The sequence below is a fragment of the Gloeobacter violaceus PCC 7421 genome, assembly GCF_000011385.1.
Taxonomy (GTDB): domain Bacteria; phylum Cyanobacteriota; class Cyanobacteriia; order Gloeobacterales; family Gloeobacteraceae; genus Gloeobacter; species Gloeobacter violaceus.
Genome location: NC_005125.1, coordinates 78453 through 90809, shown reverse-complemented (window position 1 = coordinate 90809; position 12357 = coordinate 78453). Strand labels below are relative to the sequence as shown.

The following is a 12357-nucleotide window of genomic DNA, read 5'->3' as shown; positions in this document are numbered from 1 at the left end:
CTTATTTTCCGAAGAACCCTGGCACCAGGATAAGGGCGTCGCGCACGGTGACCGCGCCGACCGCCTTGAAGTCTTCCTTGCGCAGGATATAGGTATTCACCGTTGTATCGCGGATACGGGCCGGACGGCGGGTGGCCGTTACGGTCAGTTCATCGAGGAATTCGCCCGGCGGCAGCGGGGCCGCCTCGTCGAGGGCGCCGAGGCCATCGGGGGTGACGGCGGCGGGCGGAGTGGTGACCACCGTCGGTTCACCCTGGGCCAGCACCGGGGCAGCGAGCAAACCCACCAGCAGGGGCAGAGAGAGCGCAGAATATTTCAGCATCGAGGGAATCTCACAAGGTTTAGAGCGCCTACCTCAATTTTACGTTCGGCGGCGGCGGCCGGTTGCGATAGGGTAAGCCTATGCTTCCCGAACCGCCCCCCGAGGCCAGTTTTGCCATCCGCCGCTACTGCTTCGAAGATATCGAGCCTATCTATCAGGCCGTGCGCGAATCGATGGCGGATCTGGCCCCCTGGATGCCCTGGTGCCACGCGGGTTACTCCCGGGAGGACAGTGCCGCCTGGGTGCTGACGCGCGAGGACGACTGGAAGTCCGACCGCACCTACGACTTTGTCATCTACGAGCGCACCAGCGGCGACATCGTCGGGGGAGTGGGACTCAACCACCTCAGCCGCGCCTACCGGCTGGCCAACCTGGGCTACTGGGTGCGCAGTTCGCGTACCCGCCGGGGAGCAGCAAGCACCGCCGCCCTGCTGGTGGCCCGCTTCGGTTTCGATTACCTGGATCTGGAGCGCCTGGAGATTATCGCCGCCCTCACCAATACCGCCAGCCGGCGGGTGGCCCAGAAGGTGGGTGCCAGATGCGAGGGACTTTTGCGCCGCCGGTTGCCTTTGGGAGACCACATCCACGATGCGGTACTCTACTCGCTCATCCGCACGGATTTAGTGAGCTGACAGCTCAGCTTCTCTCGGAGCGGTTGTCCAGGTTGGTGTCGTCGCCGAAGAGGACGGCTTCTTTTTCGGTGAGCGCCTGGGCTTCGTCAACGATGTCTTCAGCCTCGTAGTTGGCAAAGGCCATGGGCTGATCGACCGGATCGAGGGTAAGGCTCTCGGCAAACTTGCGGATTTTTTGTTCTTCCTCGTTGTCCGAAAGATCGCTCATCAGACCTTCGTCGAGCATGGCCAGAAACTTCTCGTTCGCTTCTTTGACGTACTCGTAGCGCGCCAGACAGCGGCGATAGAGATCGGTGACCGCCTGACGCACCTCCGGGTCGAGCCCCTCGGCGGCGGCGGCCTCCTCGGCCTCGGCCTCGACCGCATCGGTGTCGGTGAGCAACGCCTCACCGCTAGCGGGGGCATCGACATCTTCGATAGCTTCTTCAAGTTCGCCGAAGTATCGAGAGCGCAGTTCGCGCAGACGGTTGAGCATGGTCCAGTTCAGAATCAGGGCCTACCCAGTCTCCTGCCTGCTGCGGGTGAAAGCTTCTATCGGCCGGTGGAACTTCGCATCTACTGTGCAAACAGACCGTCAAACTGCGCCGCGCGGGCCGCCAGGCGCAAGATCGCCCTTGCCTGCTCGCTTTCGATGTAAAGGTGATCGATCAACGCCGTAGCCTGAGTGCCATGCCCCATTGTGGCGTGAACCGCGGTGGCGGCGGCGCGAGAATCGGGAAAATCCGTCCTATTTGGCGGACCAGGAGAAGCAAATGCCCAAGGACTACGTTTTATATATTCGTGGTGAGCGGCACGGACAAAGAGCACGGCGTTGCCGAACTGAGCTGGGAGCAAAGGGCGCGGGTGGCCACCCACGACGTCGCCCCCCAGTTGCAAAAGTTGCTCGCCAACCTGGGGGGGCGCTTGCCGTGGCTGAATTATATTCACCCGGGCGACCCGGTGGCCTACCCGCTCGATCCGCTTATCTTCGACCTGGTGGACGGCGAACGCCGCCACCTGGAAGTGGAGGACGTCCTCGCCACCCGCAACGACCTGTTTGGAAGCGTTATTGACCTGGTTCTCGAGCAAACAGAATTTGCCCTGCTCAACGGTGGCACAGCCCACGACAGTTACTTCTCCAACCCCGGTGTCGCGGCGCGTATCGCCGGAGCGGTCAAAGCCGCCGCCCGCCGGGGCTAACCTTTGCCCACCGTCAGTTCGGACTGCACTTGCTTGACGCCGTTGATCTCCTTCGCAAGTTTCATGGCCTTGTCGATATCGGACTGGACCGGTACGCGGCCTTTGAGAGTGACATTGCCCTCTTTGGCTGTGACGGCGATCGAGCCTTGCTGGATGTTGGCTTCGAGTTTGCTGCGCACTTTGCTCTCGATGTCACCGTCGCTCACCTGGCCGGTGGCATCGCTGCGCTGCTCGCGCGCCCGGATATCCGATTCGAGCTGGCGCTTGCGCGTGTCGCTCGCGGCGTCGTCCTTAGCCTCGGCCCCCGACTCGCCGGTGGCTGTCTGGGCACCATCCTGCATGGCATTCTCGGCGCGCTTGCCGGCGTTGTCCGCCGTGTTTTCCATCGCCTGACCGGTGCGATTGGCGGCTTCACCGGTCGCTTCACCCGCGTTCTCCCGTTGGGTCTCGGCGCGCTGATCGGAGGCCGTTTGATCCTGGCGGACGCCCTCAGCGGTCGTGTTCGGGGTGCTGCAAGCCGCCAGACCGACGATCAGCGGCAGGCTCAGCAAAAGGGCCTGGGTCTTTTTCATAGTTGAGATAGCTCCTGTTTGTTAAAAAATCGAGAAGGTCCATGGCAATGCTAGAAAAAGCGACCCGGCATTTCCCTCTGTCGCTGGGGGGCTTCTCGGCGGGCCGCATCTCTGCCGTGTGGCCAAGCAAAAGCCGGACTGACCCAAAGGTCAGCCCGGCTCAATGGCAAATCAGATTTAGACTTCGGGGAAAAGCGTGATCGAATCGCCTTCTTGAAGGGTGACGATGGCGCGCTTGTAGCTCGAGCGTGTGCCGAGGTACTTGCCCACGCGGCGCTGGCGGGCCGGCGGGTTGAAGGTGTTGACCTTGGTCACCTTGACGCTGAATAACTCTTCGATCGCTTGGGCAATCTGGATTTTGTTGGCACCGGGGGTGACTTCGAACAGGTACTTGTTCTCTTCGAGCAACCGGGTGCCCTTCTCGGTGATCAGGGGGCGACGGATGATGTCGGCCAGGGCGCGCTTGGTTCCGCTACTCATGCCACTGCTCCATAGGTCTCTTTGATGAGTTCAAGGGCGGGACCGGTGACCACGATCCAGTCGGTGGCGAGCAAGTCGCGCACGTTGAGGTTGCCGGCGGTGATCACTTTGACGTTGGGGAGGTTGCGCGCCGACAGATAGGTGTTGGTCTGTCGCTCGCGCAGGATCAGGAGGATCGACTGGCTCGCCATATCGACACCCCAGCGCTCGAACGCCTGCACCAGTTCCCTGGTCTTGGGGGCGGCAAGCTGCCCCTCGAACTCGTCAACGACAATCAAATCTTCCACGCGGCTCTGCAGGGCCGTGCGCAGGGCAAGCCGCCGCTCCTTGCGGTTCATCTTGATCTCGAAGTCGCGCGGCTTTGGGCCAAAAATAACGCCTCCCTTGCGCCACAGCGGCGAGCGGATCGAGCCCGCGCGGGCGCGACCGGTGCCTTTTTGTTTCCAGGGCTTCCTGCCGCCGCCGCGCACCTCGCCGCGGGTGAGGGTGGAGGCGGTTCCCTGGCGGGAGTTGACCATCTGCCGCTTGAAGGCCAGATAGACGACGTGGGAGGCGGTGGCCGCGGAGGCGACGGGCAAATCGAGATCGACCTCGCCGGTCGCATTGCCCTGCCAATCTTTTATCGAACAAGTTGCCATTGTCTTTGCTCACACAAATTGTGTTGGGGGCTCTAGCCCTTGGCGCGCCCGACGCTCTTGGCGGGCGAGATCATCAGCAGGCCGCCCTCGACGCCGGGCAGGCCACCTTGAATCAAGATCACGTTGCGCTCGGGGATCACCCGCACCACCGTCAGTTTGCGCACGGTGACGCGCTCGTTGCCCATGCGGCCGGGCATGCGCTTGCCGGGGAAAACGCGCCCGGGTGTGGTGCCCGCGCCGATCGAACCGGGTGCCCGATGGTTCTTCGAACCGTGGGCCATCGGCCCGCGCCCGAAGTGGTGGCGCTTTTGGCCGCCTGCGAAGCCCTTGCCGATGCTGGTGCCGACGACATCGACCAGTTGACCCGCCGCAAACAAATCGACGGTAATCTGCTGGCCGGGAGTGTATTGGGAGCTGTCGGGAAGCCGAAATTCGCGCAGATGGCGCACCGGCGCCTCCAGACCGGCCTTTTTGCAGTGGCCGACCTCCGGACGGGTCAAGACCTTCTCGCGGGCCGTACCAAAACCCAGCTGCACAGCGGTATAACCGTCGGTGGCTTCGCTTTTGACCTGGGTGACGGGGCACGGCCCCGCCTCGACCACCGTCACCGGTATCGCCCGACCCTCTTCGTCAAAAATTTGCGTCATGCCGAGCTTGCGGCCCAGGATGCCCAGTGACATCGCTTTTCTCCCTGACCAGAAATTAGGGACCAAACCGTGGGCTTTGTCTTGCCCTGGGTTTGAATCACAAGCTCTTATGATACCAGGGGGGCTCCGGTTCTGTCCAGGGGAGCGAACAAGCGCTCGGCGGGGCGGTACATTAGAAAGACGGCTACCCATCCATAGGTAAAAACGCTCTTGTCTGGGAAAACCTACCGGGCCACCGGCATCAACCTGCGGCGCATGCCCCTTGGCGAAAGCGATTTGCTCATGACGATTCTGACGCGCGAGAACGGCCTGGTGCGGGCGGTCGCCCGAGGAGCGCGCAAGGCCAACGCCCGGATCGGCGGGCGCACCGAGCAATTTGTCGTCAACGACCTGCAGCTGTACCGGGGCCGCAGCCTCGACCAGCTCACCCAGGCGGAGAGCTTGCGCACTTTCCCGGGCCTGCTGCAGGATCTAGGCCGCCTCACCGCGGCGCAGTACCTGGCCGAAGGGGTGCTGCAGGAAGCCACCGAGGGCCAGGCCCAAGAAGACCTTTACGATCTGCTGTTGGTCCACCTGGAGCGGCTCGCCGCCACCCCTTCCCACCAGATCGCCGCCCGCCTGGTGCACGGGGTGTATCAGTTGTTGGCCGTGGGCGGTGTGGCGCCGGAAGTGCATTTTTGTACCGTGAGCCACCGGCCGATTTCAGCCGAATCGGCCGGTTTTAGCGTCGAAGGGGGTGGGCTCGTGGCCCTCGAGTGCCTGTCCCACGAGCGGGTGGGTTTTCGCCTCGATATCGAACAGGTGGCGGCCTTGCAGCTATTGGCCGATGCGGATCTGACGCCCGCGAGCCTCGATTGGAACTATCTGTGGATCGGTTTGGAGCGGCTGTTGCGCCGCCATATCGAATTCCACTTTGACCGGCCGCTCCGGGCAGCGACACTGCTGGAGATCTGTTTTGAGCCGCTCGCCGTCCCGGCGGCTGCTTCGCCCCAATAACCCGACGGCGCGTTTTTATGGCACCCACGACCCAGGATTCCTCACAGCAGCACAAAACCCTCGGTTTTCGCGACGTCCTGCGCAACCGGAATTTCCTGTTTTTGTGGAGCGGACAGGTCTTCTCGCAACTGGCCGACAAGATTTTTCTGGTCTATATGATCGCGCTGATCGCCGTGCACTTTACCGAGGCGCTCACCGCCCAACTGTCCTCGGGGATCATGATCGCTTCTTCCGTCCCGGCCATCTTGTTCGGTTCGGTGGCCGGGGTCTACGTCGATCGCTGGCCCAAAAAGACGGTGCTCATCGTCTCCAATCTGCTGCGTGGTCTATTCGTACTGGTGGTGCCCTTCTTACCCGTTCAGTACGCCTTCTGGCTGGCGCTCACTTTCTTGGTCTCGACGCTCACTCAATTTTTTGCGCCGGCGGAGACGGCGGCGATCCCGCTGATTGTCGAGCGGCGCGGGTTACTGTCGGCCAATTCGCTCTTTACCGCCACGATGATGGTGGCGGCGGTGGTCGGTTTTGCCATCGGCGAGCCGCTGCTGAGCCTCATCGGCGGGGCGGACGACGGCCACTGGATCGTGGGCGGCGCCTACGTGATCGCTTCACTGCTCATCGGGTTTATGCACACCGGCGAGAAGGAATCTCTCAAGCACCGCCCCGAGCCGAATCTGGCCAAAGACCTGCGCGAAGGATTCGTCTACCTCAAGCAGAACGCCGGTGTGCGCTTTGCCTTTGTGCAACTGGTTGTGCTCTACAGCGTCATCGCCGCCCTCACGATCCTGGCAATCAACCTGGCCCCCGCCATCGGCCTCAAGCAGGAGCAATTCGGCTTCCTGCTCGCCTCGGCCAGCGGCGGTCTGGTGGCAGGAGCGATCGCGGTGGGCAAGTTCGGCAACCGCCTACCGCGCCCGAGCCTCGCCCTGGTCGGGGCGATCTTGATGGGAGCGGCATTGATTGGCCTGTACTGGGCGAGCAATGTCTGGTCGGCCCTCTCGCTCACTTTGTTGTTGGGTCTGGGGGGCGCCTGCATCGGGGTGCCGATGCAAACCCTGATCCAGGAGCAGACCCCCGAGCAGATGCGCGGCAAGGTCTTCGGCCTGCAGAACAACCTGGTCAATATCGCCCTCAGCCTGCCTCTGGTGCTCGCGGAGCGGGCCGCTGCCCTGTTCGGTCTGCGTCCTGTTATTCTGGCTCTAGGTCTGGTGGTGCTGCTGGCAGGGTTCGTGAGCAAATGGTTCTCCCGGGACCTCTCGAAATGATCCGATGCATATAGCCTGGCTGGGTAAGAAGACCCCTTTTTGCGGAAACGTTACCTACAGTCGCGAAGTGACCAACGCCCTGATGGAGTTGGGACACCGGGTCAGTTTTCTGCATTTTGTCCAGGAAGAAGAAATACTGCCGCCGCGGGCGGATTTGGGGGAAGTGACCCTGCCATGTCTTTACAAGTCCCAGGCATACACCATTCCGTCCCTGCGGGCGCGCAAGGTGTTGGTCGATTCGCTGCGCGAGTTGAAGCCCGACCTGGTGCACGCGAGCCTCACCCTCTCGCCCCTCGATTTTGCCCTGCCCGAAATTTGCGAAGAGTTGCGCCTGCCGTTGGTGGCCACCTTCCACCCGGCCTTTGACCGGCGGCGGCGCAACTTTGCCGCCAATACCCAGTACCTGATGTATCAGTGGTACACCTCGACCCTGGCCAACTACGACCGGGTGATCATCTTCTCGCAATTGCAAAAGGATCTGCTCATCCGCCTGGGCGTGCCGGGGCGGCGCATCGCGATCATCCCCAACGGCGTCGACACTGCTCGCTACTGCCCCGGCTACTCGCGCATCAAAGACGAACTGCGCGCCGGACGGCTGTTTGTTTATATGGGCCGCCTCACGGTCGAGAAAAACGTCGAGCAACTACTAAAAGCCTGGAAGCAGGCGGGCATGCACGCCCTGGGCGCCCGGCTCGCCATTATCGGTGACGGTCCCCAGCGCGCCAACCTCCAGAGCTTCTACGGCACCGAGGAGGGCGTGCGCTGGCTTGGCTACCTGGCCTCCGAGCAGCGCCGCATCGAGATTTTGCAGGGGGCGGACGTGTTTGTGCTCCCGTCGCTGGTCGAAGGACTGTCGCTGTCGCTTCTTGAGGCGATGGCCTGTGGTACCGCCTGTCTCGCTACCGACGTCGGTGCCGACGGCGAGGTGCTGGCCGGTGGGGCGGGGCTGCTGGTCAACCCGCTGCGGGTGCGCTCGGAGTTGCGCACGCTGCTGCCGATGCTCGGCGAGCAACCGGAATTTACCGCCCTGTTGGGTCAGAAGGCTCGCGCCCGCGTCATCGAGCACTATACGCTCTCCTCGAACATCTGGGCACTTGAGAACTTATATGCGGAAGTGCTTGAGCGGACCCCCGCCCGACTGCTAAAAAATTGACGGACAATTTTTTAAGCAAGCCGGTGCAGCCGGAGAGTCTGCGGGCAACCACCAAGCGCTGGGCCAGACAAATCTGAAGCTACGAAGCCGGGCGGCGCGGGGTGAGCCAGCGGGCGGCGAGCACCCCGCCTAAAAAGCCGAACAGGTGGGCCTGCCAGGAGACCCCCGCCTGCAGGGGCAATACCCCCCACAGCGCGCCGCCGAACAAAAAGCCGACCCCGAGGGCGACGAGCACCGACTGCCAGCTGCGCTCGAAGTAGCCGCGCAGCAGCAGATAGCCCAGATAGCCGAAGACGACGCCGCTCGCCCCCAGGTGCACCGTGTTGGTCGGGGCAAACAGCCAGACCCCCAGGCCGCTCACTAGCGTGACGATGAGTGTCACCCAGAAAAAATCTTTGAAGCTGCGGGCCATGATCAGCCAGCCCAGCACCAGAAAGGGCACGGTATTGGCGATCAGGTGCCCGAAGCCGACGTGCAGAAAGGGTGCGAAGAAAATATTGACCAGCGAATCGAGGTCGCGCGGGTGGATGCCAAATACGTCGAGGTAGCGCCCGGCGAAGAGCACCTGATCGACGATCTCGATACTCCAGAAGGCCGCCACCGTCCCTCCCAAGATCTGAGCCTGGCTTTTGATCGTGCGGGCTATCGACTGGTTCTCGCTTTTTTTGAGCATGACACCCTCGCGCGCGTCGGTCTGAGATCGCCTTGATCCTAGCCCAGTGAGCGGCCAAGCTTTAAAACTGCACGCGAACGGTCTGGATTTCGTAGGGACCAAGCTGCAGTGAAGCTTGCCCATCTTGCACCGCAAGCGCTGCGATGGGTCTTTCAAGCAAATCGGTCTTGACAACGCTTCGCACGGGGATGGCGAGGCGCAGGCGAGCAGCAGCCGGTTGGCCCTGCGATTCATAGAGCCGGAGAAGCCAGCCCTTGCCGTCCTCGACTTGTTTCCAGGCGGCCACCACCACCTGCGGGTTGTCCAGCTGCAAAAAGCTCTCCGGCAGCGTTCCGGGGTGGATGGTCTGCGGGAGCGCGTGCAAAGGCGTATTAAACTCCAACCCCGCCCGAACAGTGGCGGCCTCGCGCCAGTCACCCGGGTGCGGGTAGAGCGCGTAGCGAAAGCTGTGCTCCCCGAGATCCGCCTTCGGGTCGGGCCACTCCGGACCGCGCAACAGCGACAGCCTGAGCAGCGTACCAGTATCTGTCCGGCGGGCGTCGTGGCCGTACTTGCTGTCGTTCATCAGGCTCACCCCGGAGCGCGCATCTGCGACATCGGCCCAGCGCAGAGCGGGTACCTCCCACTGGGCTTTGCGGGCGGGCGTGTCGCGCAGCGTGCTTCGCTCGATCGTGGCAAAAGGAATTTCGTAGGTAGCCTGCTCGGAGCGCACTGCCAGGGGAAAAGCGGCTTTGACAAAGACGTGGCGCTCCTGCCAGTCGACGCGGTTGGCGATCTCCAGATGGGGTGCGTCGCGGTACAAAATCAGATCCTGCTCGAAAGTCGATTGGCGAAAGCGGCGCACCACGCGCACCACGGCGCGCACCGGACCTTGCTCAACCGTTTGGAGTGAAACTAGGGTGGGCGCTTCGAGAGGATGTTTTTCGTAGTCGGGATCGATGTTCCAGGCGTCCCAGTACTGGCCCTCGTCTTTAAAGAACTGCAGCCGGTTGCCGGGACCGTTCAAGGTCTCCCGGCCGGTGCGCTTGTCGAAAATGCTCGCGAGATCCCCAGTGCGCGGGTCCACTTCGACGCGCAGATAGGCATTCTCCAACCCGGTCGTCGCCGGTGCCGGTGCGTCCGCCGGACGCAGCCAGAAAACTTTGTGGCCGATCCCCGGCACGCCCGCCGCCCAGAAATGGAGCCAATCGCCCGCCGCCTGGACCGGCACGTCCTTGCCCGTGCGATCGACCGCCACCAGTCGGGCACCGCGCAGGTTGCCCGGTGCGGGCAAAGCCACCGGGGCGTCGCGGGGGGTGGCGAGGCTGTTGAAGACGACCACGGGTAGGCCCGCCCCCTGGGTATCGGCCTGGGCTGCGAGGGCGCGCAGTGCGCCGGTGCGCAGATCTTCTCCCGCAGCTTGCGCTTCGCGCCATTCGCGGTCGGCCTGCTCGTAGACCGCCGGGATGGCCGATCCCGGCAGGATGTCGTGGAACTGGTTGAACAACACTTTTTTCCAGATTACTTCCAGTTCGGCGGCGGGATATGCGGTGCTCTGGAGGACCGTACTGGCAGCGGAAAACTTTTCGGCCTCGGCCAGTGTCACTTCCATACGCCGATTTTTCTGCTTCTGGCCGGCGTGGGTGGTGAAGGTGCCGCGGTGAAATTCCAGGTACAACTCGCTATTCCAGGTTGGGAAGCGGCGGGCCTTGGGGTCGGCTGCCGCGAGTTGCTCGAAGTAGGCGAGGGCCGTCGTTTTTTCAATCTTCGGATAGACGGGCGAGGAAGCGAGCCGTTCGGCCTGATCGAGCATGTCCCGGGTCGGGCCGCCGCCGTGATCCCCGACCCCGTAAATCCACATCAATTTTGGAAGACCGGTGTTTTTTTCGTAGGCGCGAGCTTTTTCGGCCATCGGCACCGCCTCGATCTGGGCTCCCAGGAGGTTGGAGAAATAGGTCAGGATCTTCGAGCCGTCCGGTCCTTGCCACCAGAAGATCCGGTGCGGAAATTTGGTGGTGTCGTTCCAGTCGAGCTTGGTGGTCAGAAAATAATCGATCCCCGATTTTTTGTAGATCTGGGGCAGTTGCCAGGTGTAGCCAAACGAATCGGGGTTCCAGCCGACGCGGATATCCCGGCCAAAGCGGCTTTGAAAGTACTGCTTGCCGTAGAGCACCTGCCTGACCAATGACTCGCCGTCGGGCAAATTGAGGTCCGGTTCGACCCACATGCCCCCCACCAGTTCCCAGCGCCCGTCGTTTACACGCTGCCGAATTGCATCAAACAATTGCGGCCTTTCGCGCTCCAGCCACTGGTAGGACTGGGCGGTGCTCTGAGCAAAGTCGAGGCGAGGATGGTCCTCCATTAACCCAAGGGCCGAGCGGAAGGTGCGTTCGATCACCTCCTTGGTCTCCGGTACCGTCCACAGCCAGGCCATGTCGATGTGGGAGTGGCCGAGTAAGGCAATCGTGCGCGCTCGGGTGAGTTGGGCCGTAGGGACAAGCCTTTCACGCGAACGGGTGAGCGACGCTTCGAAGCGCGCTTGATCGCGCCGGGAAAGGGCGCGCCAGTCGAGAGCGGCAAGTGCCCGGTCGAGGGCGGGACGCCACTGGCGGCGTTCGGTGGGGGTGGCGATCTCCTTGAGATAGCTATCCACCACTTCCAACTCGTCGGCCAGTAAACCCGGATCGGTGCGCCCGGCGGGGGCGTCGATGTCGAGGCGCGACTGGCTGAGAGCACCGCTGTCGTGGCCAGGACTGGTGAGCTTCACGGCAATCAAAACGCGCTCTCCCGGCCGGGCGGCAGCGGTGACAGGCACCCGCTGGACCGCGTCGTAGAGATCGCCCGCCTGCACAAAGCGGCCGCCCACATAGATTTCGGCTTTTTCGGCCCACCAGATGAGGTTGAGGTGCACCCGGGTCCCGGCGCTCGCGTAGCCCTGCCAGTCGCGCGGAATTGTCACCCACTGCCTGAGCCAGAGCACCCGGCGGCCCTTCGGCCAGCCGATGTTGCCTTTGGCGTCGGGTTTGGCCACGGGCCAGGCGCTGTCGTCGAAGGCGGGCGAGGCGGCATCGGGCAGATCTCCCTGGTGCGACTTCCAGCCTGCAATGAGCGGCACGCGCGAGACGGAGCGTAGTTTGACCAGGCTTTCGGGTAAGGGAGCGGCCAGGGCTACAGCGGGGGCAGCCAGGGCGAAGGCGGCAGCAGCGAGTAGGGGGGCGAACCGGTGCAAGGGCTAGATCCCTTCCACGCCGATATTCAAGAAGCGGGCGATCGCCGAAACTTGATCTTCGACCGCCGCGAGCGGTTGGGGCTGGCCGACCGGCGAGAGGCGCAGATCCCGCGCCCCTTTGAGTTTGAGAAAGTAGGCGCGGCGCGGGTTGAGCCCTTCTTTGATCTGCACCTTGAGGCCCAGAATATTTTCGAGCGGATGGACAATCTCGATGATGCGGTTCTTGCCGGGGAAGCCGCGCCGGAAGAGGGTCACTTTTTTGTTTTGTTTGTCGAATTCGTTGTAGCCGGAGCCGACATCGAGGGCGAGCACCAGCCAGTAGTAGAGCGAAAAGAGGGTGGCAAGCGCGCCGTAGAAGATCATCGTCACCCCCTGCGGAAAGCGCGTCAGGCCGCGCGTGTCGCTAAAGGGCAGCAGGTTGGTTTCGACAAAGGGCGACAGACCCGCGAATAAAAAGCCCAATCCACCCAGGGTGAGCACCAGGGCAAAAAAGTAGGTGCTGGGCCTGCGGGAACCTGGCACTTCGAAGCGCAAAACCTTGTCCGTTTGATAAATTGCCGGTGCGGCCATGGGCCTGATTCCATCGAGGATTGAA

14 protein-coding genes are annotated in these 12357 nt (G+C 62.7%); 5 read left to right on the top strand and 9 right to left on the bottom strand.

The genetic code is table 11. From position 1 onward, the window contains the following. Position 1 precedes the first annotated feature (1 nt). Complete coding sequence (locus GLL_RS00470) at positions 2 to 322, bottom strand: hypothetical protein (RefSeq protein WP_011140096.1); 321 nt, start codon at positions 320 to 322, stop codon at positions 2 to 4. Positions 323 to 402: 80 nt separating this feature from the next. On the opposite strand from GLL_RS00470, the gene GLL_RS00465 reads away from it, so the two are divergent. Continuing rightward, positions 403 to 954: a GNAT family N-acetyltransferase gene (locus tag GLL_RS00465; protein WP_011140095.1), complete on the top strand. Its 552-nt coding sequence runs from the start codon at positions 403 to 405 to the stop codon at positions 952 to 954. A 4-nt stretch (positions 955 to 958) separates the two neighbouring features. On the opposite strand, the gene GLL_RS00460 is transcribed toward GLL_RS00465, so the two are convergent. Further along, the gene (locus tag GLL_RS00460) at positions 959 to 1429 is read right to left on the bottom strand and encodes a hypothetical protein (protein ID WP_011140094.1); all 471 of its coding nucleotides are present in this window, start codon (positions 1427 to 1429) and stop codon (positions 959 to 961) included. A 305-nt stretch (positions 1430 to 1734) separates the two neighbouring features. On the opposite strand from GLL_RS00460, the gene GLL_RS00455 reads away from it, so the two are divergent. After that, positions 1735 to 2133: a hypothetical protein gene (locus GLL_RS00455; RefSeq protein ID WP_164928425.1), complete on the top strand. Its 399-nt coding sequence runs from the start codon at positions 1735 to 1737 to the stop codon at positions 2131 to 2133. On the opposite strand, the gene GLL_RS00450 is transcribed toward GLL_RS00455, so the two are convergent. From GLL_RS00450 to rplC, 4 genes are all read right to left on the bottom strand, one after another. Continuing rightward, entirely contained in the window at positions 2130 to 2705 is a 576-nt protein-coding gene (locus tag GLL_RS00450) for a BON domain-containing protein (RefSeq protein WP_011140092.1), read from the bottom strand. The genes GLL_RS00455 and GLL_RS00450 overlap by 4 nt on opposite strands. 177 nt (positions 2706 to 2882) lie before the next feature. Then, a complete protein-coding gene (locus GLL_RS00445; RefSeq protein WP_011140091.1) occupies positions 2883 to 3185 on the bottom strand; it encodes a 50S ribosomal protein L23 in 303 nt (100 codons plus the stop codon). After that, positions 3182 to 3823 (bottom strand): 50S ribosomal protein L4, encoded by a 642-nt coding sequence (gene rplD / locus GLL_RS00440; protein ID WP_011140090.1) that lies wholly within the window; start codon positions 3821 to 3823, stop codon positions 3182 to 3184. Before rplD ends, GLL_RS00445 begins: the two co-directional genes overlap by 4 nt. A 32-nt stretch (positions 3824 to 3855) precedes the next feature. Then, on the bottom strand, positions 3856 to 4503 hold the full coding sequence (gene rplC, locus GLL_RS00435) for a 50S ribosomal protein L3 (protein WP_011140089.1): 648 nt from the start codon (positions 4501 to 4503) through the stop codon (positions 3856 to 3858). 177 nt (positions 4504 to 4680) lie between these two features. Between rplC and recO the strand changes: the two genes are divergently transcribed. From recO to GLL_RS00420, 3 genes are read left to right on the top strand one after another with little or no spacing between them, the layout of a single operon-like run. After that, a complete protein-coding gene (recO, locus tag GLL_RS00430; protein WP_011140088.1) occupies positions 4681 to 5466 on the top strand; it encodes a DNA repair protein RecO in 786 nt (261 codons plus the stop codon). Between the two features lie 17 nt (positions 5467 to 5483). Next, positions 5484 to 6728 carry an MFS transporter gene (locus tag GLL_RS00425; protein WP_011140087.1) on the top strand — a complete coding sequence of 415 codons (1245 nt, stop codon included), beginning with the start codon at positions 5484 to 5486 and terminating at the stop codon, positions 6726 to 6728. Between the two features lie 4 nt (positions 6729 to 6732). Beyond that, positions 6733 to 7881, top strand: a complete 1149-nt coding sequence (locus GLL_RS00420; protein WP_011140086.1) for a glycosyltransferase family 4 protein — start codon at positions 6733 to 6735, stop codon at positions 7879 to 7881. Between the two features lie 79 nt (positions 7882 to 7960). On the opposite strand, the gene GLL_RS00415 is transcribed toward GLL_RS00420, so the two are convergent. From GLL_RS00415 to GLL_RS00405, 3 genes are all read right to left on the bottom strand, one after another. Continuing rightward, positions 7961 to 8554, bottom strand: coding sequence for a rhomboid family intramembrane serine protease (locus GLL_RS00415; protein ID WP_011140085.1), 594 nt, complete (start codon positions 8552 to 8554; stop codon positions 7961 to 7963). A gap of 61 nt (positions 8555 to 8615) precedes the next feature. Then, the gene (locus tag GLL_RS00410; protein ID WP_164928424.1) at positions 8616 to 11762 is read right to left on the bottom strand and encodes an alpha-mannosidase; all 3147 of its coding nucleotides are present in this window, start codon (positions 11760 to 11762) and stop codon (positions 8616 to 8618) included. Positions 11763 to 11765: 3 nt separating this feature from the next. Then, positions 11766 to 12332 carry a photosystem I assembly protein Ycf4 gene (locus GLL_RS00405; RefSeq protein ID WP_011140083.1) on the bottom strand — a complete coding sequence of 189 codons (567 nt, stop codon included), beginning with the start codon at positions 12330 to 12332 and terminating at the stop codon, positions 11766 to 11768. Positions 12333 to 12357 lie beyond the last annotated feature (25 nt).